This is a genomic window from Streptomyces sp. R-07 (genome assembly GCF_049913175.1).
Taxonomy (GTDB): domain Bacteria; phylum Actinomycetota; class Actinomycetes; order Streptomycetales; family Streptomycetaceae; genus Streptomyces.
Genome location: NZ_CP183978.1, coordinates 8,057,127 through 8,083,847, shown reverse-complemented (window position 1 = coordinate 8,083,847; position 26,721 = coordinate 8,057,127). Strand labels below are relative to the sequence as shown.

General features: G+C 74.6%; 26 protein-coding genes and 1 pseudogene. 21 read left to right on the top strand and 6 right to left on the bottom strand.

Translation table 11 applies throughout. The annotated features are described in order from the left end of the window. Nucleotides 1-23 precede the first annotated feature (23 nt). The 6 genes and pseudogenes from ACN9M0_RS36910 to ACN9M0_RS36885 all read left to right on the top strand — a co-directional run bounded on the left by ACN9M0_RS36910 (nt 24) and on the right by ACN9M0_RS36885 (nt 6,032). Nucleotides 24-779, top strand: coding sequence for a TetR/AcrR family transcriptional regulator (locus ACN9M0_RS36910; RefSeq protein WP_426405060.1), 756 nt, complete (start codon nt 24-26; stop codon nt 777-779). Between the two features lie 117 nt (nt 780-896). Then, nucleotides 897-1,683 (top strand): annotated as a pseudogene (locus ACN9M0_RS36905) (MMPL family transporter); the annotation flags it as partial. Between the two features lie 11 nt (nt 1,684-1,694). Then, nucleotides 1,695-2,642, top strand: coding sequence for a helix-turn-helix domain-containing protein (locus ACN9M0_RS36900; protein ID WP_426405059.1), 948 nt, complete (start codon nt 1,695-1,697; stop codon nt 2,640-2,642). Between the two features lie 5 nt (nt 2,643-2,647). Then, entirely contained in the window at nt 2,648-3,298 is a 651-nt protein-coding gene (locus tag ACN9M0_RS36895) for a helix-turn-helix transcriptional regulator (RefSeq protein ID WP_399695166.1), read from the top strand. Continuing rightward, nucleotides 3,298-3,936 carry a DUF4255 domain-containing protein gene (locus ACN9M0_RS36890; RefSeq protein WP_366037701.1) on the top strand — a complete coding sequence of 213 codons (639 nt, stop codon included), beginning with the start codon at nt 3,298-3,300 and terminating at the stop codon, nt 3,934-3,936. The genes ACN9M0_RS36895 and ACN9M0_RS36890 overlap by 1 nt, the downstream gene beginning before the upstream one ends. After that, a complete protein-coding gene (locus tag ACN9M0_RS36885) occupies nt 3,933-6,032 on the top strand; it encodes an ATP-binding protein (RefSeq protein WP_426405058.1) in 2,100 nt (699 codons plus the stop codon). The genes ACN9M0_RS36890 and ACN9M0_RS36885 overlap by 4 nt, the downstream gene beginning before the upstream one ends. Before the next feature lie 79 nt (nt 6,033-6,111). On the opposite strand, the gene ACN9M0_RS36880 is transcribed toward ACN9M0_RS36885, so the two are convergent. Both ACN9M0_RS36880 and ACN9M0_RS36875 read right to left on the bottom strand, forming a co-directional pair. Next, entirely contained in the window at nt 6,112-6,558 is a 447-nt protein-coding gene (locus ACN9M0_RS36880) for a hypothetical protein (RefSeq protein WP_426405057.1), read from the bottom strand. A 241-nt stretch (nt 6,559-6,799) separates the two neighbouring features. Further along, nucleotides 6,800-7,729 carry a hypothetical protein gene (locus ACN9M0_RS36875; protein WP_426405056.1) on the bottom strand — a complete coding sequence of 310 codons (930 nt, stop codon included), beginning with the start codon at nt 7,727-7,729 and terminating at the stop codon, nt 6,800-6,802. A 429-nt stretch (nt 7,730-8,158) separates the two neighbouring features. Here ACN9M0_RS36875 and ACN9M0_RS36870 point away from each other — a divergent pair, with 429 nt between their 5' ends. The 5 genes from ACN9M0_RS36870 (at nt 8,159) to ACN9M0_RS36850 (ending at nt 11,138) form a co-directional block, all read left to right on the top strand. Continuing rightward, the gene (locus tag ACN9M0_RS36870) at nt 8,159-8,416 is read left to right on the top strand and encodes an eCIS core domain-containing protein (RefSeq protein ID WP_426405055.1); all 258 of its coding nucleotides are present in this window, start codon (nt 8,159-8,161) and stop codon (nt 8,414-8,416) included. 64 nt (nt 8,417-8,480) lie between these two features. Then, complete coding sequence (locus ACN9M0_RS36865) at nt 8,481-10,061, top strand: phage tail sheath family protein (protein ID WP_366037704.1); 1,581 nt, start codon at nt 8,481-8,483, stop codon at nt 10,059-10,061. A 65-nt stretch (nt 10,062-10,126) separates the two neighbouring features. Next, complete coding sequence (locus ACN9M0_RS36860; RefSeq protein ID WP_030693830.1) at nt 10,127-10,570, top strand: phage tail protein; 444 nt, start codon at nt 10,127-10,129, stop codon at nt 10,568-10,570. Next, nucleotides 10,570-10,989, top strand: coding sequence for a hypothetical protein (locus ACN9M0_RS36855; protein WP_366037705.1), 420 nt, complete (start codon nt 10,570-10,572; stop codon nt 10,987-10,989). The genes ACN9M0_RS36860 and ACN9M0_RS36855 overlap by 1 nt, the downstream gene beginning before the upstream one ends. Beyond that, nucleotides 10,986-11,138 (top strand): DUF6760 family protein, encoded by a 153-nt coding sequence (locus ACN9M0_RS36850; protein ID WP_366037706.1) that lies wholly within the window; start codon nt 10,986-10,988, stop codon nt 11,136-11,138. The genes ACN9M0_RS36855 and ACN9M0_RS36850 overlap by 4 nt, the downstream gene beginning before the upstream one ends. 1,037 nt (nt 11,139-12,175) lie before the next feature. Here the strand turns inward: ACN9M0_RS36850 and ACN9M0_RS36845 are convergent. After that, nucleotides 12,176-12,529, bottom strand: coding sequence for a hypothetical protein (locus tag ACN9M0_RS36845; protein ID WP_399695174.1), 354 nt, complete (start codon nt 12,527-12,529; stop codon nt 12,176-12,178). Nucleotides 12,530-13,226: 697 nt separating this feature from the next. Between ACN9M0_RS36845 and ACN9M0_RS36840 the strand changes: the two genes are divergently transcribed. The 8 genes from ACN9M0_RS36840 to ACN9M0_RS36805 are packed head-to-tail and all read left to right on the top strand — an operon-like array spanning nt 13,227 to nt 21,255. Beyond that, on the top strand, nt 13,227-13,943 hold the full coding sequence (locus ACN9M0_RS36840; protein WP_426405054.1) for a hypothetical protein: 717 nt from the start codon (nt 13,227-13,229) through the stop codon (nt 13,941-13,943). A gap of 44 nt (nt 13,944-13,987) precedes the next feature. Then, on the top strand, nt 13,988-14,425 hold the full coding sequence (locus ACN9M0_RS36835; protein ID WP_189801457.1) for a phage tail protein: 438 nt from the start codon (nt 13,988-13,990) through the stop codon (nt 14,423-14,425). Between the two features lies 1 nt (nt 14,426). Continuing rightward, a complete protein-coding gene (locus ACN9M0_RS36830) occupies nt 14,427-15,167 on the top strand; it encodes a LysM peptidoglycan-binding domain-containing protein (protein WP_426405053.1) in 741 nt (246 codons plus the stop codon). After that, a complete protein-coding gene (locus ACN9M0_RS36825; protein WP_366037710.1) occupies nt 15,164-16,978 on the top strand; it encodes a VgrG-related protein in 1,815 nt (604 codons plus the stop codon). Before ACN9M0_RS36830 ends, ACN9M0_RS36825 begins: the two co-directional genes overlap by 4 nt. A gap of 30 nt (nt 16,979-17,008) precedes the next feature. Beyond that, entirely contained in the window at nt 17,009-17,407 is a 399-nt protein-coding gene (locus tag ACN9M0_RS36820) for a GPW/gp25 family protein (RefSeq protein WP_366037711.1), read from the top strand. Nucleotides 17,408-17,417: 10 nt separating this feature from the next. Beyond that, complete coding sequence (locus ACN9M0_RS36815; protein WP_366037712.1) at nt 17,418-19,406, top strand: putative baseplate assembly protein; 1,989 nt, start codon at nt 17,418-17,420, stop codon at nt 19,404-19,406. Then, nucleotides 19,403-19,972, top strand: a complete 570-nt coding sequence (locus tag ACN9M0_RS36810) for a phage tail protein (protein ID WP_426405052.1) — start codon at nt 19,403-19,405, stop codon at nt 19,970-19,972. Before ACN9M0_RS36815 ends, ACN9M0_RS36810 begins: the two co-directional genes overlap by 4 nt. Before the next feature lie 5 nt (nt 19,973-19,977). Beyond that, nucleotides 19,978-21,255, top strand: coding sequence for an NADase-type glycan-binding domain-containing protein (locus tag ACN9M0_RS36805; protein WP_426405051.1), 1,278 nt, complete (start codon nt 19,978-19,980; stop codon nt 21,253-21,255). Between the two features lie 72 nt (nt 21,256-21,327). Here ACN9M0_RS36805 and ACN9M0_RS36800 read toward each other — a convergent pair whose 3' ends face one another. Then, entirely contained in the window at nt 21,328-23,367 is a 2,040-nt protein-coding gene (locus tag ACN9M0_RS36800) for a calcium-binding protein (RefSeq protein WP_426405050.1), read from the bottom strand. 287 nt (nt 23,368-23,654) lie between these two features. On the opposite strand from ACN9M0_RS36800, the gene thpR reads away from it, so the two are divergent. Then, nucleotides 23,655-24,272 (top strand): RNA 2',3'-cyclic phosphodiesterase, encoded by a 618-nt coding sequence (thpR, locus tag ACN9M0_RS36795; RefSeq protein WP_366037716.1) that lies wholly within the window; start codon nt 23,655-23,657, stop codon nt 24,270-24,272. Here thpR and ACN9M0_RS36790 read toward each other — a convergent pair. Beyond that, nucleotides 24,233-25,156 (bottom strand): GNAT family N-acetyltransferase, encoded by a 924-nt coding sequence (locus tag ACN9M0_RS36790; RefSeq protein WP_426405049.1) that lies wholly within the window; start codon nt 25,154-25,156, stop codon nt 24,233-24,235. The genes thpR and ACN9M0_RS36790 overlap by 40 nt on opposite strands. 126 nt (nt 25,157-25,282) lie before the next feature. After that, entirely contained in the window at nt 25,283-25,846 is a 564-nt protein-coding gene (locus ACN9M0_RS36785; protein WP_426405048.1) for a hypothetical protein, read from the bottom strand. 312 nt (nt 25,847-26,158) lie between these two features. On the opposite strand from ACN9M0_RS36785, the gene ACN9M0_RS36780 reads away from it, so the two are divergent. After that, nucleotides 26,159-26,716, top strand: a complete 558-nt coding sequence (locus ACN9M0_RS36780) for a DinB family protein (RefSeq protein ID WP_366037719.1) — start codon at nt 26,159-26,161, stop codon at nt 26,714-26,716. Nucleotides 26,717-26,721 lie beyond the last annotated feature (5 nt).

Sequence of the window (26,721 nt, the reverse complement as noted above, 5' to 3'; positions counted from 1 at the left end):
AGCTGCCGGGTACGATCCACGCCGTGGCCGAGGACAGACACACACGCAACGACGGGCGCCCCGACGGCCGCGACACACGCTGGACCGGCCACCGCGCCGAGCGCCGGGACCAGGTCCTGACCGCCGCCCTCACCGTCATCGGGCGCGAGGGAACGGCGGTCAGCGTGGCGGCGATCGGCGCCGAGGCCGGGATGCCCCGGTCCGTCGTCTACCGGATCTTCCGCAGCCGCGAGGACCTCGACGAGCAGATCCGCGCGCGCATCACCGACGACCTGATGGCCGCCCTGTCCCCCGCCCTCGACCCCAAGGGCACGATCCGGGAGGCGATCGAGCTCGCCGCGGCCACCTACGTCGGCTGGGTGGCGCTCCACCCCCACCTCCACCGGTTCCTCGGCACCGGCTCGCCGGGAGAGCCCGCCACCGGCTCACGCGCCGTCGCGGGGACCCGTACCGCCGTCGCCCTCCACCTGGCCCGACTCCTGGACACGTACGCCGAACGGCTGCTCGACGGCGAGCCGGCGCCCACCGGCTTCAGCTCCAACCTGGCCTTCGGCATGGTCGGCCTGGTCGACGGCGTGGTGAACCAGTGGGCCGCCCACCCCGGGTCGAGGAGCTCCCTCGACGACCTGACCCACTTCCTGAGCGACTCCCTCTGGGGGGTCCTCGCGGGCGCCACCCCGCGCCTCGGCATCAAGCTCGACCCCGACCAGCCGATCGGCCCTGCCCCGGAGTCACCGCGGCTGGGCTCCGCGTACCGCATGGAGAGCGACGGCCCCTGACCCCGCGTACGGAGAAACCGGCCGCGCCGAACGCCCTGTTGTCCACCGGTCGGTGGACAACGGGTTCAACCGGCCGAGCCTGTCGGCGGGACCGCTCCGCCGACGAGTCTGGGACGCATGACGAACCCGACCGTACGCATGGCCCGCCTCAGCGCCCCGCACCCCTGGCGCGCGCTCCTCGGCCGGCTCCTCTTCGTGGCCCTCTGCCTGGGCGCGGGCATCGCCCTCGGCGCCCGCCCCGCGACCACGGAGGACTTCCGCATCGGCGAGGCCGGCCGTGCCGAGGCCCTCGCCGCCGAGGGCGGGCTCCAGCAGAAACCCCTCGAACGCGTCCTCATCACGGCCGCGCCCGGCACCGGCCCCCTCGACCGGGCCGACGCCGCGGCCGCCGCACGCGAGATCGGCACCCGGATGCGGCAGTTGCCCGAGGTGCTGTCCGTCTCCGACCCGGTCGCCGATCCGCCGTACACCGCCCCTGCGCGTCGACGTCACCATGAGAGGCGCCGAGTTCGACGGCAAGAAGCACGTCGACGCCCTGCTCGCCGAGACCGCCGAGGTCCGGGCCGCGCACCCGGGGCTGCTGGTCGAGGAGGTCGGAAGTCCCTCCATCGGCAAGGGCGTCGACGAGCTGCGCGGCGACGACCTCTCCCGTACGGAAGTCATCGCGCTGCCCGTCACCCTGATCACCCTGCTGATCGTCTTCGGCTCCGTGGTGATGGCCGTCGCGCCGCTGCTGCTCGCGCTCTCCTCGATCGTCGCCGCCGTCGGCCTGTCGATGGTCGCCTCGCACGTCTTCCCCGACGCCGGCGTCGGCACCCACGTCATCCTGCTCATCGGGCTCGCCGTCGGCGTCGACTACACCCTCTTGTACCTGAAGCGGGAGCGTGAGGAACGGGTGCTCGCGCCGGCGACTTCGTGCTCTACACCGGCGCGCGGCCGTTCCGGCTCGAACTCGGCTCCTCGCACCGGTACTTCGTGCTGTCCCTGGACGCCGGTACGGCCGGGCAGCCGGCGCGGGCGGACGGTGCGGTGACGGCCGACGCGGAGCTGCCGCGGTCACCGAGCGGGCGGAAGCTCCTCGCGGTGCTCGGCGAACCGGCCGAGCGGGCGACCGGGTTCGGTCCGCTGGCGCGCCGGGACACGGGCGAGCACGTGTCGGCGATCCTGCGGACGCTGCTGCGCGAGACGGGCGGCCCGGGACCGGTCCCGGGCGCCGGGTCCGCGGGCGCCCTGGAGCGGATCCTCGCGTACGTCGACGAGCGGCTCGCGGAGGACCCGTCGCCGGGGACGATCACGGCGGCGCACCACATCTCCGTACGGCATCTGCACGCCCTGTTCCGGGAGTCGGGCGTGACGGTGAGCGATCATGTGCGGCGGCGGCGCCTGGAGCGGATCCGCCGGGACCTCGTCGACCCGTCGCTCGCCCGCCTGCCCGCGTACGTCCTCGCGGGGCGCAGGGGTCTCGGCGAGGCGAGTCACTTCAGCCGGGTGTTCCGGGCCGAGTTCGGTCTGTCGCCGCGCGGTGCGGGAGCAGGCGCGCACCCGCCCCGAGCTGCGACGACGGCCCGCCCGGCCGTCCGTCCTGTGCACCAAGTGGCGGGCGCCACACGGGAAGAGAGTTGTCGCGGGACCGGGCACGAGGTTCCGAAGTGCGGCAGCGGGGCGTTAGCGAGACGTGAGTACCGCGCGGGAAGCTGGCGGGGACCATCGTGGCCGGTGTACCGGCCACGGACCAGCAGACCACGGGGAGCCTCACCGTGCGTGGCGGGCACCGGCCGGGAGGCCGCTGCCGTCGCCGCGCCGGCCGCTTCCGGGCGCCTGACCACGCCCGGACGGTCGAGGCGCGCGAGAAGGAGCAGGTAGCGGAAGTGCTCACCACACGGGTGACGGTGACCGTCCACGCGTCCGATCCGCTCAGCCGGGCCGGGCTCATCAGCCATTTGCGGCACCAGCCGAGCATCGACTTCGTGCCCGAGCACGACGACGGGGGCCGCGAGGCACCCGCGGTGGCCGTGATGCTCGCGGACCGGATCGACGAACCCACCACCGCGGAACTCCGGCGCCTGCTGCGCGGCCGCGACCAGCGCGTCGTGCTCGTCGCGCGCGAGCTGCGCGAACCCGACCTCCTGACGGTCGTCGAGTACGGAGTACGGGCCATCATCTGGCGCCACCAGGCCACCGAACAGCGGCTGTTGAGCGCCGTGCACAGTGCGGCACGGGGCGAGGGCGAACTACCGCCCGACCTCGTGAGCCGCCTCCTGAACCAGGTGGGGCGGCTCCAGCGGGCGACGGCGGCGGGAACGGGCACCGGCGGGGCGGTGCCGCTCTTCGGGATGGCGCCGCGCGAGGTGGACGTGCTGCGGCTGCTCGCGGAGGGTCTGGACACCCGGCAGATCAGCGAGAAGCTCGCCTACTCCGAGCGCACCGTGAAGAACATCCTGCACTCGCTCATGACCCGTCTCCAGCTCACCAACCGGGCGCATGCCGTCGCGTACGCGCTCCGCGAAGGCTACATCTGATGATCCACGAGATAGACGAGGCGCTGCGCCGGCTGCTCTCCCCCGCCGTCACGGGCGACGTCGCCTTCGACGCGCCGACCCGCGACTGGGCGGCCCGCCGCAACGCCCCCACCCTGAACGCCTACCTGTACGACATCCGCGAGGACGTCGCCCGGCGCGAGCGCGGCCCCGTCGCCGAGCGGGACGCCGCCGGGATCGTGACGCGGAGGCGACAGCCGCCGCGCTGGTTCCGGCTCTCGTACCTGGTGACCGCCTGGACCTCCCGGCCCGAGGACGAGCACCGGCTCCTCTCGGGCGCGCTGGCGCTGCTCCTGCCGCACGAGACGCTCTCCGGCGACGCGGTGCCGGAGTCCGTGCGGCCGATCGCCGCGACCCTGCCCCTCTCCGTCGCGGTGCCGCCCGCCGAGTCGCGCTCGCTCGCGGACATCTGGTCGGCGCTCGGCGGCGAGCTCAAGCCCTCGCTCGACGTCGTGGTCACCACACCGTTCCCGGTCACGCCGGTGTACGAGGTGGCGCCGCCGGTCACCGAGGCGGAGGTCCTCGTGCGCGGGATCGACGGCGTGCCGGGCGACTCCAGGCCCCGGCTGCGGCGACGCGTCGGGGGCGTGTCCGAGGCGAAGCGGGAGGACGGCGCGTGAGCGAGGACGAGGACCGTACGGGTCCGGGCGGCGTGCTCGGCCTGGTCTCCGCGCTGCGGGTCCGGGTCGCCGCGCTCGTGGACGCCCGGAGCGCCGGGGACCCCACGGCGGGCGATCCGCTGCGCGGTCTGTACGTCACCGGGGAGACGGCCCGCCGGATCGCGGCGGAGCCGGTGCCGTCGGCGGCTCACGACGACGGCGTCCCGCTCCCGGACACCGGCGGAACGGACCGGCTCGCCGGCCTGGCGCGGGCCTTCGGGCTCACGGCGCTCGACGCGCACATCCTCGTCGCGGCGCTCGCGCCCGATGTGGACCGGGGCTTCGAGGCGCTGTACGGGTACCTCAACGACGACGTGGGCCGGCGCCGCGCCACGGTGGCGCTGGCCCTGGACCTCGCGGGCACGGGCCCCTTCGACCCGGCCGCCCGCGACCGCTTCCACCCGGCCGCGCCGCTGCGGTCCGGCGGCCTCGTCGAGGTCGAGGACGAGGACCGTCCGCTGCCCGGGCGGGCGCTGCGCGTGCCCGAGCGGGTGGTGGCGCATCTCCTCGGCGACGACGGACGTCTCGACGCGCGACTCCTCGGAGTGGGCGTGGAGTTGCTCCCGCCGCGCGGGGCGGGCGCGGACACGACGGACGGGGCCGCGGACCCGGTCGACGTGGACCCGGCCGACGTGGACGCGAACCCAGCCGACGCGAACGCGGCCGACGCGGACCCGGCGGCCACGCCGCTGGGTGCGCGGGTCGTCGCCGCCGGGCCCGTCACCGTACATCTGCGGGAGCGCGTCCCCGGGGCCGCCGCCGACGGAGTGGTGGCGGCGCTGCGGGGCGCCGGGCGGCCCGTGCTGCGGTACCGGCCGGAGTGCGTGGACGAGGGGGCGGCCCGGGCGCTGCTGCGTGAGGCCCGGCTGCGCGGCGCCGCCGTGGTCGTCGAGCCGCTGCCCTCGGCTCCGGGGCCGCTGGTGCGTGCCCTCGCCTCGTCGGGTGCGACGGTGGTCCTCGCCGGCACCGAGGCGCCCGATCCCCGGTGGGCGCCGGACGCGGAACTGATCGCGCTCGACGCGCCGGGCGAGGCGGCCGGCCCCGGCGACCTCTGGCATCGCGAACTCGAGGGGACGGACGTCGACTTCGACCTGGACGCGGCCACCGCCCCGTACCGTCTCAACGGCGACCAGGTGCGCCGGGCGGCGCGTTCCGCCCGGGCGTTCGCCGCGTTCGAGGGCTCGGCGCTGACCCTCGCGCAGGTGCAGCGCGGCGCCCGGCTGGTGTCGGCCCCACTCCTCGACAGCCGTGCGCGGCGGATCCGGCCGGCCGTCGGGTTCGCCGATCTCGTGCTTCCCGAGGAGCCGCTGGGGCTGCTGCGCGAGCTGACCGGCCGGGCCCGCGACCGGGACCGGGTGCTCGGCGAGTGGCGGCTTCGGACGGGGGGCGGGCGCGGGCGCGGTGTCGTCGCGCTGTTCGCCGGGGAGTCGGGCACGGGCAAGACGCTCGGCGCGGAGGTCGTCGCGGGCGAACTGGGCCTGGACCTCTACGTGGTGGACCTGTCGTCGGTCGTCGACAAGTACGTCGGCGAGACCGAGAAGAACCTGGAGCGGATCTTCGCCGAGGTGGACCGCACGGACTGTGTGCTCCTCTTCGACGAGGCCGACGCGATCTTCGGCAAGCGGTCGGAGGTCAAGAGCTCGCACGACCGGTACGCCAACCTGGAGAGCGCCTATCTGCTCCAGCGCCTGGAGGCGTTCGACGGGATCGCGGTGCTCACGACCAACCTGCGGGCCAACATCGACGAGGCGTTCACCCGCCGGCTCGACCTGGTCGTGGACTTCCCGTTCCCCGACCCCGGACAGCGCGTCTCGCTCTGGCACTCCTGCCTGGCGGGCACGCCGAAGGCGGAGGGCCTGGACGGGGAGATCGCGCGATGCGCCCAGGAGTTCGAGCTGGCGGGCGGCGCGATCCGCTCGGCGGCGGTGACGGCGGGCTATCTGGCGGCGGCCCGCGGCTCGGCGGTGACCGGCGCGGACGTACGGGCCGGGGCACGGCGTGAGTACCAGAAGGCGGGACGCCTGGTCCTGGACGCGGGCGCGCCCTGGGCTCCGTGACGTCACTGTCAGGTGAACGGCCGAGGGGGCCACCCGTGCGGGTGGCCCCCTCGGCCGTTCGTGTTTCCTGCCCGGCAGGTCACATCACGCTGCCGCCGATCATCTTCTTGAGCGTCTCCCAGTCGACGGTGCCGGTCGCGCGCAGTCCGACGGCCGTCTGGTACGAGCGGATGTGGTCGGCGACACCGCCGCTGTACGTGGTGGTCTTCTGGGTCCCGCTGCGGAAGTGGTCGATGCCGTACTGGGCGTTGGTGCGGGCCACGTCGAAGTCGTGGTCGTCGAAGCTGCGGTTGAACGCCATCCAGTAGGCCGCCATCAGCTGGGTGGTCTCCCAGGTGGTGGCACCGGACTTCACCTTGTCGGGCGTGATTCCCTGGGCCCACAGGGAGGTGAGGGTGGCCCGGCCGAGGGTGCCTTCCTTGTCGGTCTTGAAGATCGCGGCGGAGTTCTTGCCGTTCTGGAGTCCGTCGGCGACGACGGCACGCTGGTAGCAGACGAGGGAGGCCCTGGTCGGTCCGTCGATCACACCGCGGGACCAGCCGGGCTTGAGGTCGCAGCTGTTGTCCAGGGCGGCCAGCCGCTCCTGGGCGAACTCGACGACGAGGTCCTTCGGGTCGCCGGGGTACCACGGCGGAAGGGTCCTCTGGGCGGCGGGCGGAGGCGGGGGCGGGGCGGGCTGGTTCCCTCCGTTGCCGGGGTCCGTCCCGCCGCCGGGGGGCGGGGCCGTGGTCGCGGCGCCGCCGCCCGGCTGGTCGCCCGATCCGCCGTCACCGCCGGCGGGCGGAGGCGCGCCCCCGTCTCCCGGGGGGCGGGGTCCCGCCGGGCGGCGGGTCGCCTCCGGGCGTGGGTCCGCCGCTCCCGCCGGGCGGGGGCGGTGCGTCGGGAAGCGCGTCTCCGCTGCCCTGCGGCGCGGGCCTGGGCGCGCCGGTCGCCTGGATCTCCTTGGCGGCGCTGACGATCTTCGGGGAGAAGCCGAACCAGAGCACGGCGAAGGCGATCGCGGCGGTCACCAGGAGTCCGCCCACCACGACCAGCCAGTTCCCGAAGACGGGCCGCTGGTCGTACGTGCCCTCCAGGTCGAGGGCGGTGTCGTCGCCCGCCCGGCGGACGGCCACGGTGAACCGGTGCGACTCCTCGGCGCCGGTCCACCGGACGGCCTGGGGCCGTACGACGAGTTCGCCGAAGGCGGCGCGGCCGGGGGCGATCTGCACGGCGTTCGGGCGTACGTCGAAGGTGAGCCGGTTGGCCTCGTCACGGGCGATCAGGGACGCCGTGAGCGGGGTGTTGCCGAGGTTGTCCACGGCGACGCGGGCCCGGCCCCGGAAGCGTCCGACGAGCGCGGGCGGCAGCAGCTCGGCCCGGGTCTCGGCGAAGGGCGTGACGGTCAGCCGGCCCTCCACCACGTCGCGGGCCGCGGCGTTCTCCCGGGGGTCGACCCGGATGCCGTACGCGAGGGGTCCGGCCTCCACGTCCGAGGAGCGGGGAGGGGCGAAGGTGATCTCGGCGGTCCCCTCGCTGCCCGGGTAGAGGCGGAGGACGTCCGGCTCCACCCGGGACCAGCCCGAGGGTTTGCCGACGAGGGAGAGCCGGTACTCCTCGACGGTGTCCCCGGTGTTGCGCACCCGCAGCCGGGCGGAGGTCCGGGCCCCCGGCTCGATGGTCACATCGGCCGGGTCCAGAGAGGTCCACATGGTCATGACCGCAGGCTAAGGCGGCGGGGGTGGGTTCCGGCTGCCCGAAAGTGCCGGTGCGGGGGCAACACGGCCTGCCCCCGCGCCCCTCGGGAGGCGTTCGGGGCGGGCGGTGGGCCCCGGGGCCGGTCACGGCCGGGAGTACGTCTCCGGCCCTACCCTCGCACGCCCGGGCGCCGTGTCAAGGGGTACGCGGGTCCCCCGCCGTCGTACGGCCCCGGGAGCCTCGACCGGACCGGCGCGGGCTGGACCGGCCCCGCGAGCGTGACCGTTGGGGCAGCCCCGGCTGCCCTCGCGAGCGCCCCTTCTTCCCTGGTCGGGACGGCCGGGGCTCGGCGAGAGTCGGAGCGTTCGACCGCTGTCCACCAGCGGGTTCGACCTCTGTCCACAAGCGGGATCGACCGCTGTCCACGAGCCGAGGGGAGGGCAAGCACGATGGAGCCGAAGCACCACGACAGCCCGGGAGCGGACCGGATCGCCCACCCGGCGCCGCGCCCGGCCCGTCAGTCCCCGCCGGCGGGCGCGGCACGGCTCGCCGCCTCCGGCGGGACGGCGCACCCGGCACCGGAGGCCGCGGCCCGGGCCTCGGCGGCCGAGGTGGGTGCCCGTGCGTACACCTCGGGTTCCCCTGTGGTCGTCGGCGGGGGCGGCGGCGACCGGCACACGCTCGCGCACGAGCTCATGAACCCCTGACACGGCCCCGTGACCGGTTCGCCGGCCCCGCACGACCCACCCTCTCCGAAGGAGCACTCCGCGCATGCCCACCTACCTGTCCCCCGGCGTCTACGTCGAGGAAGTCGCCAGCGGCTCCCGTCCCATCGAGGGCGTCGGCACCTCCGTCGCCGCCTTCGTCGGGCTCTCGCCGGCCGGGCCGCTGAACGAGCCGGTGCTCGTCACCAACTGGTCGCAGTACGTCGCGTCGTTCGGTGACTTCACGGACGGGTACTACCTGGCCCACTCCGTGTACGGCTTCTTCAACAACGGCGGCACCGCCGCGTACGTGGTGCGCGTGGGCGGCGGGGACGCCCAGGGCGCCACGGAGCCCGTCGGGGCCGGCGACGCCGCGCCGCGGGAGCTCGCCGCCGGTGAGGCCGTCGCGCTCGGCACCTTCCGTGTCGCCGCGATCGCCGCCGGCTCCGAGGCGGGCGGGGCGCTCACCGTGGAGGTGCAGGACGTCGAGGGCGAGGCCGAGCGGTTCAAGCTGGTCGTCAAGGACGGCGAGAAGGTCGTCGAGAGCTTCGACGCCTCCGCCAAGAAGAGCGCCCGCAACTACGTCGTCGCGCAGGTCAAGCAGCGCTCGAAGACCATCGTGCTCGAAGAGGCCGTGGCCGGCGGGCAGCTCGCCAGGCCCGACGCGCAGACCGTGACCCTCGCCCCGCCCGCGCAGCTCCCCGCACCGGTCGCGGCGCGGGCCGACGCGTCCGCCGCGATGGAGTCCGGGCAGTTCATCGGCGACTCCGCGGACCGCACCGGCTTCGGCGGCCTGGAGGCCTTCGACGAGATCAACATGGTCGCCGTGCCGGACCTGATGGCCGCCTACCAGCAGGGGCTCATCGACCTGGAGCAGGTCAAGGCCGTCCAGCTCGGTCTGATCGCGCACTGCGAGCTCATGGGCGACCGGATGGCGATCCTCGACCCGCCGCCCGGTCTCAACGCCCGGGACATCCGCAAGTGGCGCCAGGACGTCGCCGGTTACGACTCCCGGTACGCGGCGCTCTACTACCCGTGGATCAAGGCGTTCGACCCGGCCGGCGGCCAGACCCGCACGGTGCCGCCGTCCGGCCACATGGCCGGCGTCTGGGCGCGCAACGACTCGGAGCGCGGTGTCCACAAGGCCCCCGCCAACGAGATCGTGCGCGGCGCGGTCGACCTGGAGCTCCAGATCACGCGCGGCGAGCAGGACCTGCTCAACCCGATCGGCGTGAACTGCATCCGTGCCTTCCCGGGCCGGGGCATCCGGGTGTGGGGCGCGCGGACGCTGGCCTCCGACCCGGCGTGGCGCTACCTGAACGTCCGCCGCTACTTCAACTACCTGGAGGAGTCGATCCTCGTCGGGACGCAGTGGGTGGTCTTCGAGCCCAACGACCAGTCGCTGTGGGCCCGCATCCGCCGCAACATCTCCGCGTTCCTGGTCAACGAGTGGCGCCAGGGTGCCCTGTTCGGCCAGCGCGCCGAGGACGCCTTCTACGTGAAGTGCGACGCGGAGACCAACCCGCCGGAGTCGGTGGACCTCGGCCGGGTGGTCTGCGAGATCGGCATCGCCCCCGTGAAGCCCGCCGAGTTCGTGGTCTTCCGCCTCGCGCAGTTCCAGGGCGGCGGCGGCGAACTGGAGGAGTAGTCCTCCGCCGCCGCCCCCGACCCCTCCCCCGATCCACGACCCCCTCATGAACAGGAGTGAACCGCATGTCCCTCGACACCGGTGACGCCCTCACCACCCACAATTTCGGCCTGCAGATCGACGGCGTCATGGTCGAGACCCTGCAGGAGATCAGCGGCCTCACGATGGAGCAGGACGTCATCGAGTTCCAGCAGGTCTCGGCGGACGGCAAGCCGATCATCAAGAAGCTGCCCGGTGTGAAGAAGGCCGGCGAGTGCACGGTGACCCGCGGGGCCACCCAGTCCGCCGCCTTCACCGAGTGGATCTCCGCATCCATCGCCGGCGACATGGGCTCGGCCCGCAAGGACGCGTCCATCATCTTCCTCGACTACCAGCTGACCGAGGTGAAGCGGTACAACCTCCGCAACGCCTGGTGCACCAAGGTCGAGCTGAGCTCGACCAAGGCCGGTGACGCCGCCGCCCTGACCGAGCAGGTCACCATCACCTTCGAAGAGCTGACCCTCGGCTGATGCGACGCGAAGGATCGGCGGGATCGCAGCCGGACCGCCAACAGGAGCCGCTGCGCACGGAGTTCGAGTTCGAGCTGCCGCGCGGGTTCGTCGACGAGGCGGGCACCGTGCACCGCCGCGGGGCGATGCGGCTGGCCACGGCCCGGGACGAGCTGCTCCCGCTGCGGGACATCCGGGTCCGCGAGAACCCGGCCTACCTGTCGGTGGTGCTCCTCGGCCGGGTGATCACCCGGCTGGGCACGCTCCCGTCGGTCCACGACGGGACGGTGGAGAACATGTTCGCCTCCGACCTGGCGTTCCTCCAGGACTTCTACCGGCAGATCAACGCGGAGGGCCACACGAGGGCCGCCGTCGCCTGCCCCCACTGCGAGGAGTCCTTCGAGGTCGAGCTGGCCGGGAGCCGCCTGGGGGAATCGTGACGTACGCGGCCGACCGGATCGAGGAGGAGACCGCGTACCTCGCCTACCACTTCCACTGGGGCATGGACGACATCCTCGACCTGGAGCACGCGGACCGGCGCAGGTACGTGGCACAGGTGGCCTCGCTGGTGGAGCGGTCTCAGGCGTAACGGCAGTACAGGGAAGGGAGGTTGGAGAAGGTGGGGATGTTCGAGAAGTGGCGGGCGCGGAAGTCGTCCGGAGCGGACGCCGGCACGCCCGCGGGGAACACGGCGCCCGACGCCCCGGCCGCCGCGCCCGGGGACGCGTGGCTGGCGTTGCCGCCGGTGCAGCGTGTCCTCGACGGTGGTCCGCGCACCATCACGGAGCACGGCTTCGCCACGTCGCTCGCGACCCACTGGAACCCCTCCTTCCAGACCGACCTCGGCCATGGCGCGGTGCCGGACGCGCCCGGAGGCGTACTGCTCGACGCGGTGCGGCCCGTACGACAGCCGTCGGGCGCGCCGGCACCGGAACTTCCGGGCCTGCGGCTGCCGGTGGCCGGGACGACGTCGGCGGACGGCCAGGCGACAGCCGGGCAGTCCGCAGGCGCCACGGCGCCGTCACCCGTACAGCGTGCGATCGCGACGCCGGGCGTTCCGCGCGTGGGGCAGGCGCCTGGTGTTCAGCGCGTGGGGCGGACCCCCGATGTTCAGCGCGGGACAAAGACGCCGGGCGCTCCGCGCGCGACCGACGCGCCGGGCGTTCCGCGCGCGACGGAGGCGACCGGCGGACGGAGCGCGGAGGTCGCTCGACGGGGCCGGAGCGAGGCGGCGGCTCCGGTACGGACTGACATGGCTGCCCGGGGACGGGCGCAGGCGACCGGCGCGGCGCCGACGGACGGTCACGCGGCCGTACGGGGTGACGCGGCGGCTCCGGTACGGAGTGCTGCACCCGCTCCGGAACGAGGCGAGGCACCCGCTCCGGTACGGGGCGACGCGGCCGGTTCCGTACGGCCCGGCACTGCGGCTCCGGTACGGGACAGCGCCTCCGCGCAGGTTCGGGACAGCGCGCCGTCGGCAGTAGGGGGCGGCGCGGCGGTGCGGGGTGGCGACGCCTCTCCGGTACGGGCTGACGCGTCCGCGTCGGTGCGGAACAACGCGCCCGCGCCGGTACGGGGCAGCAGCACCCCGCCCGCAGCTGCGCCCCGCTCCACACCTGCCCCCGTTCAGCGTGCCGCCGCCGCGCCCGCGAGCGCTCCGGTCCGGCCCTCCGGACCGTCCGTGAGCGAGACCGTCGGCACGCCGCGCGCCGGCACGTCGACCGCGCGTCCGACACCCCCCGGCCCGGTCCGGCCCGCGTCCGCCCGGCGCTCGCCGCTGGTCTCGGCCCGGCCCGTACAGGCGCCGCGCCGCCTGGCTCCTGCCGGTTCCGCACGGGCGGACGGCACACCCGCGCCTGGCACCGCTTCCGTCCAACGGGCGGCAGCCCCCGCGCGTACGACCGCGAGCGGTGCCACGACCCCGCCCGCCTCGGCACCCACGACCGCACCCGACACCGCCGCGCCGGAGCCCTCGGCCACCGGGCGGTCCCAGAACGTCCCGGGCCCTGCTTCCCCCGCTGGGCCCGGGACTCCCGTCGGCGCGCGCGACGCTGCTGTGCAGCGCCGTCCCTCGGTACGGCGTTCACGGCGCGCCCCGGGTGCCGACTGGCGCACGGCGTCGACTCCGGGGACGGAGCCGGGACCTGCGGCCGTCCCCGTACCGCCGGCACCTGCCGGGAGTCCGTCGGCTCCCGCCGCAACACCCCCGGCCCGGCCGGGACTCGGCGCGCCCGTGCAGCGCTCCACCGGCGACTCCCCCGCGCCGTCGGCCAAGGCCGCACCCCGCCGGTCCCCGATCGGGGCACCGATCACGCGGACGTCCGCCACCCCGGACACCGCCGCTTCGCCCACCCCCGCGGCGCCCGAAGCCGCGGGGCAGCGGGCGAAGGCGCCCCAGCCATCGACCCCGGCATCACGCGCGGCCGATCCGGGCACCCCGCCGGTCCAGCGCGCCGCTGCTCCGCTCCCGGTCACCCCCTCGTCGCAGACACCGACGCCGACGCCCCCGTCGCCCTCTCCCGTACGGGCCGAGCCGAGCCCCGCCGTACAACGCGCCACGGCGACGCAGCGCCCTCAGAGCTCCCCCCATCCCCCGGCGCCCGGGACGTCACCGACCACGCCGGCATCGGCATCGGCATCGGCATCGGCATCGTTCAAGGCGCCCGCGCCCCTGCCCGTGGTCACCGTCACCGACGTCCCCCGCGCCACCGCGCCCACCGTCCAGCGGCGTTCCGCCCTGCCCCTCGCCACCACCCGGCCGCTCACCCCGAGCCTCCCCGGCACGGCGAGCGAGCCCACCGGCCCCCGTGCGTCCACCGGCTCCGCCCCGGCCCCGGCGACCGTCCCCGTCGCCACGCCCGGCGCCCCGGCGGTACCGCTCTCGCGCCCTGCCCCTCAGCCCACCGCCGCCGTCCCGCCCGCCCGCACAACCCCGCACCCCGCCCCCGCCGTCCAGCGTTCCACCGCCCCGGCACCCGCCGGCGGCGCCCGTCCCGTCGTCGTCCCCCTCTCCCAGCCGTCCGCCGCGCGGCCCGTCGCCCGCCCGGTGGTCGTCCAGCGCCAGAGCGCGCCCGGGCCCGTGTCCGCCCCCGCGGCCGTTCCGGTCGTCCCCGTTCCGATCCAGCCGACCGCCGCCCCTCCCAGCCCGGCTCCCCGAGCCCCGCGCGCCACCACGGTCGCCCGTACCACGCCCGGCTCGCCCCCCGTGCAACGCAGTGCCGAAGCGCCGCCCGCACCGGCCTCCACCCCCTCGACCCCCGCCGCCCCCGGTGAATCACCCACCCAGCTGGACGAGTTGGCCCGTCGGCTCGTCACCCCGCTCTCGCGTCTCCTGCGCGCCGAGCTGCGTGCCGACCGCGAGCGCGTGGGCCGGCTCCGCGACCACGGCCACTGACCAGTACCCGCACCCCGACCCCGCCTACCCGAGAGACCCGCCTCATGCCCACGCAGCTGGACCCCGCATCCACCGTCTTCTTCAAGCTCACGATCGACGGCCAGGACCTCGGCCTGTTCAACGGCTGCGACGGCCTCTCCTCCGAGGTGGAGGTGGAACAGCGCCGCGAGGGCGGCAACAACGGCTTCGTCTGGCAGCTCCCCACCCGCGTCACGTTCTCGACCATCCGCCTGACCCGCCCCCTCACCCCCGACACGGCGAAGGTCGCCGCCTGGATCTCCTCGCTCGCGACGGGCATCACGCGCCCGACGGCGCAGATCGCGGCGTTGCGCGCGGACGGGTCGACGGTGGCCCAGTGGGGTCTCGTCGAGGTGCTGCCGGTGCGGTGGACGGGGCCGACGCTCGACCCGGCGAGTCCGGCCGTCGCCACCGAGACCCTGGAGATCGCACACCACGGCTTCACGGACGCGGGGGGCGCCTGAGATGGCCGGGATCATGGGCGCGCTCGCGGCCCGCGGACTGTCCCGTGCCTCGCTGTCCATCCACCAGCCGCCGACGGACCTCGGTGGCTCGATGGGCGGCCGGATGGGCGAGGTGAGGTTCCAGTTCAACCCGGACCAGCTGCAGCTGAGCCGGTCCGCGAACTGGCACACGGAGCCGGCCGTCGCGTACACCCGTGGCGCGCCGCCGAAGTTCACCGGCAGCGAGCCCGCCCGGCTCCAGCTGGAGGTGTTCCTCGACCGTTCCGACGATCCGTCCTCCAACGACGTGCAGCAGCAGGTGGAGCTCCTGCTGTCCTGCTGCGAGGTGACCCAGCAGAGCATCAGCGCGAAGGCGCCGTCGCCGCCGTGGGTGGAGTTCTCGTGGGGTTCGTTCTCGACGGTCCGGTTCGTCTCGTACGTGACGTCCGTCTCCGCGACGTACACCCTCTTCAGCCTCAGCGGCATCCCGATCCGCGCCACGTGTTCGCTCTCCCTCACCGAGGTCGCCACCGCGACCAAGAAGCAGAACCCGACGTCCGGGGCGCTGTCGGCCCGCAAGGCGCACCGCACGGTCGCCGGGGACTCCCTCGCCTCGCTCGCCTGGCGGGAGTACGGGGACGCGACGCGCTGGCGGGTCATCGCCGAGGCGAACGGCATCGACGACCCGATGCGGTTGCGCCCGGGCACGGAACTGCTGCTCCCGTCCACCACCGACATGCCGGAGACCGAGGGCGCCTCATGAGCGAGAAGACCTTCACCACCGTCCTCCACGTGCAGCTCGACGGCACGCCCCTCCCGGACCCGCTGGCGGTCCGGCTCACCGAGGGCTGGGTGGACGCGAGTGTCAACGTCCCGTCCGCCTTCCAGCTGACCTTCAGCGACAAGGACGGGACGCTCACCGAGAAGTTCCCCTATCTGAAGGTCGGGGCCATGGCGGTGCTGTCCCCGTTCACCGACGGGCGGCTCGGCGAGCCGATGCTGACCGGCGAGGTCACCGCCGTGGAGGTGGACGCGGCTCCCGGCCACGGGCGGTATCTGATCCTGCGCGGTTACGACCCCGGCCACCGCCTGCTGCGCAACCGGCGTGTCGAGGGCTATCCGAACATGACGGCGTCGGACATCGTCCGGAAGCTCGCCGCGCTCAACCGCATCCCGCTCGGCAAGGTCGAGGCGACGCCCACCGTCTACGAGCTGGCGACCCAGCCCAACATCACGGACTGGGACTTCCTGTCCCGGCTCGCGCGGGAGAACGACGTCCGGCTCTCCGTCGACGCCGCGGGCCGGCTCGTCTTCGCCGCGCTGCCGCCCGCCTCCTCCGCGCCGGCCGACACCACGCCGGCGGCGGCCAGTCCGTACGTGCTGGACTTCGGTGCGAACACCCTGCACAGCCGGGTGTCGGTGACGGCCGCCGGGCAGGTGGGGAAGGTCGACGTGCGGGGCTGGGATCCCCGTACGAAGCAGGCGCTGTCCTCGCCGACGCCGACGGTGGCGAGTCGGGACATCGTCTCCGACATCACCCCGGCGCAGCTGTCGGCGCCTTTCGGGGCGGCCGAACTCGCCGCCACCGGTACGCCGTTCACGACGCAGTCGGAGGTGACGCAGGCGGCCGCCGCTCTCGCCGACGACGTCACCGGCTCGTTCGCGGAGGTGGAAGTCGCCGTCACGGGCAATCCCTCGCTGAAGCCGGGACAGCCGGTGGCCGTGAAGGGCGCGGGCTTCCCGTTCGAGGGGCGCTACACCGCGACCGGGGTGCGTCATGTCTTCGCGTCGGGGCGGCAGTTCACGACCTGGCTGACGGTGTCGGGGCGGCAGTTCCGTTCGCTGTACGGGACGGCCTCGGGCGGCGGGGAGCCGGCGCCGCCCATGCCGGGTGTCGCGGTCGCGCTGGTCACGAACACCAAGGACCCGCTCGCGCAGGGCCGCGTCAGACTGCGGTTCCCGTGGCTCTCGGCGACGTACGAGAGCGGCTGGTGCCGGGTCGCCCAGCTCGGCGGGCGCGGCGGGGGCGGTCTCGTGCTGCCCGAGGTGGACGACGAGGTGCTGTGCGCCTTCGACCGGGGATCGCTCGAACATCCCTACGTGCTGGCGGGTTTGTACAACGGCGTCGACCGGCACACGCCGGCGACGGACCGGGTGGCGCCCGTCGATCCGACGAGCGGGCGTGTCCAGTGGCGTGCCCTGACCTCGCGCACCGGGCACACCGTGGAGCTGCGCGAGGAGGGCGGCCGGACCCGCGCCTCGCACGGCATCCGGCTGCGGACGTCGAAGGGCGGGCTGAGCGTCGAGCTGAACGAGGCCCGTACGACCCTGACCATCGACAGCGACGGCACGGTCACGATCACCGGGGCCCGGGGGGTCACGGTCGAGTCGGGGATGGATCTGACGCTCTCCGCCGCCGGGAAGATCCGGCTGAGCGCGGGCCTCGGCGTGGACATCAAGGCCGGGGCGAAGTTCAAGGTGTCGGCGCTGACCCAGGCCGTCGTGAACGCGCCGATGTTCGTCACCTCGACCGTCCCGATGCCCAACCCCGTCGCGGCGAACCTGCCGTTCTGATCCCGCCGTTCCGAGCAGAAGGAGGAAGCGATGAGTGAGCACTTCGTCGGTGCCGGCTGGGCCTTTCCCCTGCGCACCGGGCCGAGTGGCTCCATCGCCCTGGTCCGGCGCGACCGCGAGATCGAGGAGTCGATGCGCCTGGTCCTGGCCACGGCGCCGGGCGAGCGGCCGATGCGGCCCGAATTCGGGTGCGCGGTCCACGAGTTGGTGTTCGCCCCGGTGAACGACGCGACCATGGGCCGGGTCCGGTACGAGGTGATGTCCTCGCTGGACCGCTGGGAGCCGCGCATCGAGGTGGAGGAGGTCACGGTCGCCCCCGCACCCGGGGAGCCGACCACGCTGTACATCGACGTCCGTTACCGGGTGCGCGGCGCGAACAACCCGCGCAACCTCGTCTTCCCCTTCTACGTCATCCCCTCCGAGGACTGAAAGAGCCGCCATGGCCCTGCCCGCACCCCATCTCGACGACCGCCGCTTCCAGCAGTTCGTCGACGACGCCAAGCGCTACATCCAGCAGGCGTGCCCCGAGTGGACCGACCACAACGTCTCCGACCCGGGCGTCACCCTGGTGGAGGCCGTCGCGCACATGGCGGACCAGCTGGTCTACCGGCTCAACCGGGTCCCGGAGAAGAACCACCTGGCCTTCCTCGACCTGCTGGGCGTGACGCTCTTCCCGCCCGCCGCCGCCCGCGCCGACGTCACCTTCCGGCTCTCCGCGCCGCAGCCCGAGCCGGTGCTGCTGCCCGTCGGCACGGAGGTGTCCACCGGGCGTACGGAGACGGAGGAGGCGGTCGTCTTCGCGACGACGGCCGATCTGACCGTCGTCCCCTGCGAGCTGACCCGCCTGCTGCGGCAGGAGGCCGGGGGCACGCCCGAGGACCGCTCGCACGACATCGTGGGCGGGGAGGACGTCCCCGCCTTCTCCCCGATGCCGCGCGTCGGCGACGCGCTGCTCCTCGGGCTCTCGGCCGCCGTGCCCGACTGTGTGCTCGTCCTCGACCTGGACAGCAGGGTCGACGGCGTCGGCGTGGACCCGCGCCGGCCGCCGCTCGTGTGGGAGGCGTGGTCGGCGGCCGAGGGCTGGGTCGCGTGCGAGGTGGACGAGGACTCCACGGGCGGACTCAACCGGCCGGGCGAGGTGGTGCTGCACATGCCGTCCGGGCACGCGGTGTCTCGGCTCGGCGGGCACGAGGCGGGCTGGGTCCGCTGCCGGGTCGTGGACCCGGTCGAGGGCCTGCCGTCGTACAGCGAGTCGCCGACCGTACGGGCGGCGGGCGCGTTCACCATCGGCGGCACGGTGCGGGCGGCGCACGCCGAGGCCGTGCGGGACGAGCGCCTCGGCGAGTCCGAGGGCGTCCCGGGACAGCGGGTTCGGCTCGCGCACGCGCCCGTCGTGGACCGGCCGCCGCTGCTCCTCCAGGTCGCCGAGCGGGCGGACGGCGGCGGTGACGAGGAGGACCCGGAGGCCGGCTGGCAGGAGTGGACCGTCGTCCGCGACTTCGCCTCCTCGCGCCCCGGCGACCGGCACTACACCCTGGACGCGACGACCGGCGAGATCGCCTTCGGCCCCTCCGTACGCCAGCCGGACGGCACCCTGCGGCAGTTCGGTGCGGTGCCGCCGAAGGGCGCGGCGATCCGCGCGGTCCGCTACGGCACCGGCGGCGGCCGCGCGGGCAACGTGGCCCGGTCCACGATCACCGTCCTGCGCAGCTCCATCCCGTACATCGCGCGGGTCGAGAACCGCGAGGCGGCGCGGGGCGGGGTCGACGGGGAGACCGTCGAGGAGGCGAAGTCCCGGGCGCCCGTCACCCTGCGGGCGCAGGAACGGGCCGTCACCGCCCGCGACTACGAGGAGCTGGCCCGGCGGGCCGCGCCCGAGGCCGCGCGGATCGCCTGCCTGGCCGCGGACGGCACCGAGGCGGGCGAGAACGCGGTGCGGGTCCTCGTGGTGCCGCAGGCGGTGCCGGACCGGGGCGGGCGGCTGCGGTTCGAGCAGCTGGTCCCCGGCGACGAACTCCTGTCCCGGGTGACGGGTTTCCTCGACGAACGGCGTCCCCTCGGCACCCGGCTGGCCGTCGGCCCGCCGTTCTACCAGGGGGTGACGGTCGTCGCGACGCTGCACTCGTTCCGGGCGGCCGAGGCGGAGCGGGTGCGCGCCGAGGCGCTGAACACGCTCTACGCGTACCTGGACCCGCTGACGGGCGGGGCGCACGGCGAGGGATGGCCGTTCGGGCGGCCGCTGCGCGCCGGTGAGGTGTTCGCGGCGCTCCAGCGGGTGCCGGGTGTGGAGCTGGTGGACGAGGTCCTGCTGCACCCGGCCGATCCGCTGACCGGCCGGCGGGGCGACACGACGGACCGGATCGAACTGGCGCCGTCCGCGCTGCTGTTCCCGTTCGACCACCGTGTCCGTGTGATCGAGGCGCGGTGAGCGGCTCCGCGAGGGGTACGGTCCCCGGGCTCGCGACCCCCTACCCGCTGGGGGCGGCGCTGCCGGCCGTCTACGCCGAGGACGATTTCGGGCAGCGGTTCGTGTCCGGTCTCGACGTCGTCCTCGCTCCCCTGTTCAACGTCCTGGACTCGCTGGAGGCGTACTTCTCGCCCGCGCTGGCCCCCGCCGACTTCGTGGACTACCTGGCGACCTGGGTGGGTGCGGAGCTGGACGGCAGCGAGCCGCTGCCGCTGCGGCGGCACGCGGTCGCCTCGGCCGTGGTGCTGCACCGGGTCCGCGGCACCCGGCAGGGGCTGGCGGCTGCGGTACGGCTCGCGTTCGGCGTCGCCCCGGAGATCACCGAGAGCGGCGGCGCGAGCTGGTCGGCCCGTCCGCTCGGCCCGTTCCCCGGGGCGCCCGTGGCCGGGCTGCACGTCGTCCTCCGGGTCGCCGACCCCGCCGCCGTCGATCCGCACCGGCTGCGCGCGGTCGTGGCCGCGGCCCGCCCCGCGCACCTGCCGTTCACGGTCGCGGTGACCTCTTCCCGTACATCCGAAGGAGCTTGACCCCCATGAGTGACGCGCCCCAGTCCCGTCCCTGCCCGGACTGCGCGAGCCCGGTGCGGACGACGGACCAGTCGTTCTGCGACAGTTGCGGAGCGTTCCTGCGCTGGGACACCCCGGCCGGAGCCGCGCCGGCCGCCGGGCGGTCCGCGCCTGAGCCGAGCCGCGCGCAGGGTCCGCCCGAGCCGACCGGGGAGGCACCGGAGGCCTCGGCCGCGCCGGAGGTCATGGCCCCTGCCGAGTCCGCGCCTGCGACCGGGTCCGCTGCCGGATCCGTGTCCGAGGCCGGGTTCCCTGTCGGGTCGGAGGAGGTCACCGCCCCGCTGCCCGCCGTGCCCTCGTCCGCCGAGGCACCCGCGCCCGTGCCCGTGACGGAGACGACGGCCCCGGTCGAACCGGCCGCTCCGGCGGCCGTGACGGCCCCGACCGCCCCCGCCGCCGGGCCCTCGGAGACGGTCGCGCGCTCCCTCCTCGTCCCGGTCCCCGAATCCCGGCCGGCGGAGCCCGCCGTCGTCGCTCCCGTGCTCCCCGCGCGTCCGGAGGCGGCGCGTCCGGCGGTACGGGCCGCCGCGGCGCCCGCCCCCGTCGAGGGCGGCACCCCGTGCCCGGCCTGCTCGCTCGCCAACACGCCGGGCCGTCACTTCTGCCGCTTCTGCGCGACCCCCATGGCCCCGGAGCGGCTCTCCACGGCCGAGGGCCCGTACGCGGGGCGTCGGCCCGGGCTCGCCCGTGACCGGAGCCGTGTGCTGGTCCGCGCCCTGATCGCCGCGGCGGTCGTGGTCGTGGTGGTCGGCGGTGTCTTCGGCGGCCCGCCGGCCGCCCGCGCGGTGCAGGACCACTTCGCCACGCGCGTCCCCGTCCACCCCGTGGCCTGGGTGGCCTCCCACTCCGCGCCGGGGCGGGACCCCAAGTTGGCGGGCGACGGGTACTCCAACACCTGGTGGGGCACGGGGTACGCGGGCGACTCGGCCGGACAGTACCTGGAGGCACGTTTCGCCGAGCCGACCGATCTGCTCAGCCTCCTCATCACCCCCGGCAGCGCGAAGAACACCACTCAGGCGGACGGCCAGGCGACCCCGCAGACCTTCGACCTCGTGGTCAAGGACGCCGCGGGCGAGCTCCACGTCTCGCACCACCGCATCAACGACGGCGGCACCCAGCGCGTCGACCTGCGCGTCCGGGACGCCCTGTCGGTCCAGCTGGTCCTGCGCACGGCCTGGCGCGCCGACCCGCGCAAGCAGGTGGCGGTCGCGGAACTGGAGTTCTTCGGCAGGTCCGTGTCCTGAGCCCCGGACGGCCGGCCACGGACGAGTGCCGTCGGCGCGGGGGCGGCGACGGCACTCGGAGGCGGGGCGGGGTCAGGGGCAGCTGATGCGGATGTCGCCCGGGTCGGTGGTGCAGGTGTCGGTTCCCATGCCGCCGTTGGCGGTGTCGTTGCCGGAGATCCCGTCGGTGGTGGTGAGGCGGTCGTTGCCGTAGTAGCCGGTCAGGGTGTCGTTGCCCGGGCCGCCGTTGAGGGTGTCGTCGCCGAAACCGCCGTCGATGTTGTCGTCGCCGTAGCCGCCGTGGACGGTGTCGTTGCCGTAGCTCGCGCGGATGGTGTCGTTGCCGCCGAGTCCGCAGATGACGTCGTTGTAGTAGGTGCCGTTCAGGGTGTCGGCGCCGCTGGTGCCGATGATCGTGCAGCCGCGGGCGTTGTTCACCGAGGTGGTCGCGGTGGCCGTGTTGCCGGAGGTCACGGGGTCCGGCTGGGTGGCGCTGACACTGGCCGTGTTCGTGAGCGTGCCGGTGGCCCGGGGTTCGGCCGTGACCGTGACGGTCGCGCGGGCGCCCGGGGCGAGGGAGCCGAGGGCGCAGGTGGCGCCCGTCGCGGTGGTCGTGCAGGTGCCCTGTGAGGGGACCGCCGAGATCAGGGTCGCACCGGTGCCGGAGAGCGTGTCCGTCAGCGTGACACCCGTCGCGGTGGCGGTGGAGGAGGCCGCGTTGGTGACCGTCACCGTGTAGGTGGCTCGGTCGCCGATGCTCACGGTGGTCGTACCGGACTTCGTCACCGACAGGTCGGCGTACGGCGGGGGCGGGAGCGTGCCGTCGCCGCCCTGGTAGCGGGCGAGGGCGAAGGCGAAGCCCGCCCCGTAACCGGCCGCGACGATCTTGCCGTCCGGCTGGACGAGCACCCCTCGGGCCTCGTCGAAGTCGTTGAAGCCGGTGACCACGAAGCCGTCCCCGCCGAAGCCGGTGTCGACCGTGCCGTTCGGCTGGAAGCGGACCAGGCCGAAGTCGTTGGCCTCGGAGCTGTTCGGGTCGTCGGCCCGGCCGGCGAGCACGATCTTGCCGTTCTGCTGGAGCGCCATGGCGTACGCGAAGCCGCCGTCGCCCGGGGAGTTGACCGAGGTGCGTCCGGCCGTGCCGAAACCGGCGTCGGGACTGCCGTCGGCGTTGTAGCGGAGCAGGGCGTATCCGGCGCCGCCGGCGCCCGCGGCGAGGATCTTGCCGTCGGGCTGCACCGCGACGGCGTTGCCGAACTCGGTGCCGCCGAAGTCGGCGGTGACCATGCCGTCGCCGCTGAAGGTGGTGTCGAGGGTGCCGTTGCTGTTGTAGCGGGCCACGCCGATGTCGAAGGCGGTGTTGCCCACGTAGCCGACGGAGACGATCTTGCCGTCGGACTGGAGGGCCATGCCCCGGGCGGTGCCGCCGGCGTCCTGGGGCGAGGTGGGCGTGAAGCCCGCGACGACGGCCCCGTCGCCGCCGAGGCCGGGGTCGAGGTGCCCGTTGGTGTCGAGGCGGACCAGCGCGAATCCGCCGCCGGCGCCCTTGCCCGCGGCGACGATCCGGCCGTCGGGCTGCACGGCGACGTCGGAGCCGTCCGCGGAGCCGCCGAACTCGTCGACCCGCACGAGGCCGCCGTCGCCGAAGCCCGTGTCCGGGCTGCCGTCGGTGTTGTAGCGGGCCACCGAGAAGAAGCAGCAGCCTCCGCCCTCCTCGGCGATCACCTCGGTGGTGCCCGCCACGACGATCTTGCCGTCCGAGGGCTGGATCGCGACCGCGTTGGCCGAGTGGGTGCCACCTCCGAAGTCGCTGGTCGCGATGCCGTCGCCACCGAAGGTGGGGTCGAGGCCGCCGCCGGTGTCGTAGCGGGCGAGCGTGAAGCCGGCCTCGCTCGTCCCCGCCACGACCAGCTTCCCGTCGGCCTGCCGTGCGATGTCGTGGCCCTCCGCGTACCCGGTGATGGGGGTCGTCACCCGGCCGTCGGGCCCGAAGGTCGGGTCCAGGTCGCCGGGGGCCGCGAAGGCGGTACCGGGCAGGGCGAGAACGAGCGCGAGACCGAGCGCGACCGGTACCCCGGCCCTCCCGCCCGGTCTGCGGCGCCGCGCCGCGGGTCTGAGAAGTGCGTGGGTCATAGAGGGAGGAACCTCCGTCTTCGCAGGTGAACAGGGAACGGGCCACAGCTTCGACCCGGAGCCCTCCGCGCCCGCGCGGACCGGGCCGCGCTGCGCCCCACTGGCCCCCGGGGAACCACCCCGGCGGGGGAGCGCGTGGGGGCGCGCGGGCTGCGGGGCGCCCCCGAGTCGGCGACAGGAAGGGTTCGGGGTCGGGTCGGGGTGATCCCCGGCGCCGGTCCCGTCGCGCCCACCGCGTACCCTCGCCTCCGACGGTGGCGGGACGGACGGTGGGCAGGGAACGGAAGATGGCTGAGGCGCCCGGGCAGGGTACGGAGTCCGGTGACGGCGGCAGGGCACGAGCCGCGACCGTGCGCGTGTTCGTCGCACTCGCCCCGCCCGATGACGCGAAGGACGAGCTGGCGCGCGAGCTGGGCCCGGCGTACGAGGCGTACCCGCGCATGCGGTGGAACCGGATCGAGGACTGGCACATCACCCTGGCGTTCCTCGGGGAACTCCCGGTGGAGACCGTTCCTCTGCTGCGGCCGCCGCTGGCGGAGATCGCGGCGGCGCGACGTCCCGTGGAGCTGGCGCTGCGCGGTGGCGGGCACTTCGACGACCGGGTGCTGTGGAGCGGGATCGACGGCGACCTCGACGGACTGCACCGGATCGCCACCGAGGTGCGGACCGTCGTCAAGGAGTGCGGCATCCCCTTCGAGGACCGGCCGCTGCGCCCCCACCTGACGCTCGCCCGGGCCCGCCGCGACGATCCGACGTCCGTCCTTGAGGCGGCCGCCGGGCTCGCCGGCTTCACGGGCCGCCGGTGGGCCGCCGAGCGCCTCCATCTCGTCGGCAGCGACTACGGCCGCGGTCCGGGCCCGATCCGTTATCGCGACATCGAGTCGTGGGCCTTCGCCCGGCGGTAGCCGTGGGTGCGGCACTCGACGGTGAAGCCGAGGGAGCCGTACAGCCGCGCGGCCGGGGCGTTCTCGGCGTCGTGGTTCACCGTCACGCGCCGGAGACCGAGCTCGGCCATGCGCCGCATCGACTCGGCCATGACCGCGCGGGCCAGGCCGCGCCGGCGGAAGGCCTCGTGGGTGCCGACGGGCTCGAAGTGCCCCAGACCGTTGCGTCGGTCGACCCAGTAGACGGTGTAGGCGCCGATGCGTCCGTCCGGGGCCTCGGCCACGATCTCGCGCGCCGGGTCGTACCCCGGCCGGGTCATCATGCCGTCCCGATAGGCCGTGCCCGTCCAGTCGGAGCCGAACGAGGCGTTGCGCGCCTCGGCCAGGGCTTCGGCGTCGTCGAGGGTGGCGGCCCGGACGGTGAATCCGTCGGGCACCACTACGGGAGGGAGATCGGTCAGGTCGCGGGTGTTCACGTCGTCCCAGACCCGGAAGCGGGTGAAGCCCAGTTCGTACAGCAGACGTCCACGGGTCGTGTCGGTCTCGAAGAGGTCGCTGAGGACGTACTCCTCGTCCTCCGCCATGTACCGGGTGGTGGTGTCGGCGGCGAACGTCAGCATCGTGCGCTCGGTGTCGCCGCCGCGCAGTTCCGGCGCGCAGAACGCGTCGAAGGCCGAGCCGAACCGCAGGCAGATCGTGACGCCCCCGATCCGGCCGTCGTCCTCGTCCTCCCAGACGTGCACGAGGTCACCGACGGGCGGGCCGCCGCGCAGGTTGTCGTACACGCGGTGCGGCAGCTCGCCGACGTGGTCGTAGGCGTCGCGGCCTGCGGTGGCGATCCACTCCGCCACGGTCTCCTGAAGACGGGGCATGTCGGTGGGGCGGAACGGACGCGGTGTGAACATGATCGCCTTATATCCGGCCCGATCCGGCAGGTACAAGCGAGTTTCCGCTCGGCCGGAGGGCGGTCGAGGGCCTGCCTTTCGGATCAGCCCCCGCCAGCCCGGCCTGATCGACAAGACACCCCTCGGTCAGCGGCCGTACAGACCGCGGCAGAGGCCGGCCGCGCCCATGGGGGCCTGGATGTCCTCGGCCTGGCGGCAGAGGCGGCGCATCTCCGGCGGCCGGGCGTCCGTCCGCGCGTGCGGGCGGGCCGGGACGGACCGGTTCTTGTACGGGGAGCGAGGTGTACTCCTCGTACCCGAGCTCCGCTTGGCCGGCCTGCGGTTCGTGGGCTTCCTGTTCGCGGGCTTCCGGGGCTCGGCCGCCGTGGTGTGCGGGCGACCGTTCGCGGGCGCCCTGCGAGCGTGCGGCCTCCGGGCGGCCGGTTCCCCGACGGCCGGGTCGGCGGCCTTCCGGCCGGGGGCCCGGGACGGCGGGGACGCCGGGCGGGGGTCGGTGGCCGTGAGGGACTCACGAGGGGCGGGTTCTGTCGGCGCGGGCCAGGTCGGGAGCGGGGCGGGGGCCCGGTCCGCAGCCGGCGCGAGGCCGCCGGGGCGGGCCGGTGGGGGCGGCGCGGAGCCGTGCGGGACGGCCACGCATCCGGTGGCGAGGAGCGCGAGGAGCAGGAGGAACGTCGTGCGGCGGGCGTGCATGGGAGTCACGGTGCCCGAGCCTCGGCGGACACGGACGGCGGCTCGGCCCGAGTCCACCGTGACGAGTGAACCGCCGCCGTGCGTGGACGGGCGGTGCGGCCGTGTGAGACCGGGTCGTGTAGCCCTCCGCCGACGCCCTCCTCGGTAGCGACGACGAGACCATGGGCGGCTCCGTTCAGACCCTGCCGTTCTGCGCGACCTGGCCCGGATCGCGCGAGGGTGCGGCCGGCCCTGTCCCCGGGCCGCCGCACAGCCCGGAGGGGTCGGAGAATCCCCTGGCGAGTCCGCGCTCTCGTGCATGAGGATGAGCGCATGAATGATCAACCCGAGCGTTGGGGCCGGGCGACCGTCTACCCCGACATGTGGGCGGACCCTGCCGACGACCCCCGCGACCACGACGGCGAAGGGCCGGAGGGCGAGCTCGCCACTCTCCAGGACTTCCTCTCCGGCTACCGTCTGACCCTGCGGATGAAGTGCGAGGGGCTGGACCCGGAGCAGCTGGCCCGCCGTTCGGTCCCGCCGTCGACGATGTCGCTGCTCGGCCTGATCCGGCACCTCGCCGAGGTGGAACGGGACTGGATCACCTGGATCACCGGTGAACCGCTGCCGAAGGTGTACGGCAGGCGTGACGCGGACTTCGACGAAGCCGTCGCCGACCAGGCGGTGGTCGACGCCGCGTACGCCGATCTGGAGCGCGAGCAGGCCGCGGCCGACGCCGCCCTCTCCGGGCACCCCGACCTGGGCGAGCGGCTCCCGAAGGACGGGATCGCGGTGCGGGAGCTGATGGTGCACCGGATCGAGGAGTACGCCCGCCACTGCGGGCACGCCGACCTGTTGCGCGAGTGCGTCGACGGAAGGGTCGGCCAGTAGCAGGT

Excerpts from the sequence above, each read along its gene's own strand:
- ACN9M0_RS36890 (WP_366037701.1), top strand. The coding sequence starts at position 3,298 with ATGATCCACGAGATAGACGAGGCGCTGCGCCGGCTGCTCTCCCCCGCC.
- ACN9M0_RS36855 (WP_366037705.1), top strand. The coding sequence starts at position 10,570 with ATGCGACGCGAAGGATCGGCGGGATCGCAGCCGGACCGCCAACAGGAG.
- ACN9M0_RS36860 (WP_030693830.1), top strand. The coding sequence starts at position 10,127 with ATGTCCCTCGACACCGGTGACGCCCTCACCACCCACAATTTCGGCCTG.
- ACN9M0_RS36830 (WP_426405053.1), top strand. The coding sequence starts at position 14,427 with ATGGCCGGGATCATGGGCGCGCTCGCGGCCCGCGGACTGTCCCGTGCC.
- ACN9M0_RS36815 (WP_366037712.1), top strand. The coding sequence starts at position 17,418 with ATGGCCCTGCCCGCACCCCATCTCGACGACCGCCGCTTCCAGCAGTTC.
- ACN9M0_RS36825 (WP_366037710.1), top strand. The coding sequence starts at position 15,164 with ATGAGCGAGAAGACCTTCACCACCGTCCTCCACGTGCAGCTCGACGGC.
- ACN9M0_RS36870 (WP_426405055.1), top strand. The coding sequence starts at position 8,159 with ATGGAGCCGAAGCACCACGACAGCCCGGGAGCGGACCGGATCGCCCAC.
- ACN9M0_RS36790 (WP_426405049.1), bottom strand. The coding sequence starts at position 25,156 with ATGTTCACACCGCGTCCGTTCCGCCCCACCGACATGCCCCGTCTTCAG.
- thpR (WP_366037716.1), top strand. The coding sequence starts at position 23,655 with ATGGCTGAGGCGCCCGGGCAGGGTACGGAGTCCGGTGACGGCGGCAGG.
- ACN9M0_RS36875 (WP_426405056.1), bottom strand. The coding sequence starts at position 7,729 with ATGACCATGTGGACCTCTCTGGACCCGGCCGATGTGACCATCGAGCCG.
- ACN9M0_RS36865 (WP_366037704.1), top strand. The coding sequence starts at position 8,481 with ATGCCCACCTACCTGTCCCCCGGCGTCTACGTCGAGGAAGTCGCCAGC.
- ACN9M0_RS36820 (WP_366037711.1), top strand. The coding sequence starts at position 17,009 with ATGAGTGAGCACTTCGTCGGTGCCGGCTGGGCCTTTCCCCTGCGCACC.
- ACN9M0_RS36805 (WP_426405051.1), top strand. The coding sequence starts at position 19,978 with ATGAGTGACGCGCCCCAGTCCCGTCCCTGCCCGGACTGCGCGAGCCCG.
- ACN9M0_RS36800 (WP_426405050.1), bottom strand. The coding sequence starts at position 23,367 with ATGACCCACGCACTTCTCAGACCCGCGGCGCGGCGCCGCAGACCGGGC.
- ACN9M0_RS36835 (WP_189801457.1), top strand. The coding sequence starts at position 13,988 with ATGCCCACGCAGCTGGACCCCGCATCCACCGTCTTCTTCAAGCTCACG.
- ACN9M0_RS36785 (WP_426405048.1), bottom strand. The coding sequence starts at position 25,846 with ATGCACGCCCGCCGCACGACGTTCCTCCTGCTCCTCGCGCTCCTCGCC.
- ACN9M0_RS36780 (WP_366037719.1), top strand. The coding sequence starts at position 26,159 with ATGAATGATCAACCCGAGCGTTGGGGCCGGGCGACCGTCTACCCCGAC.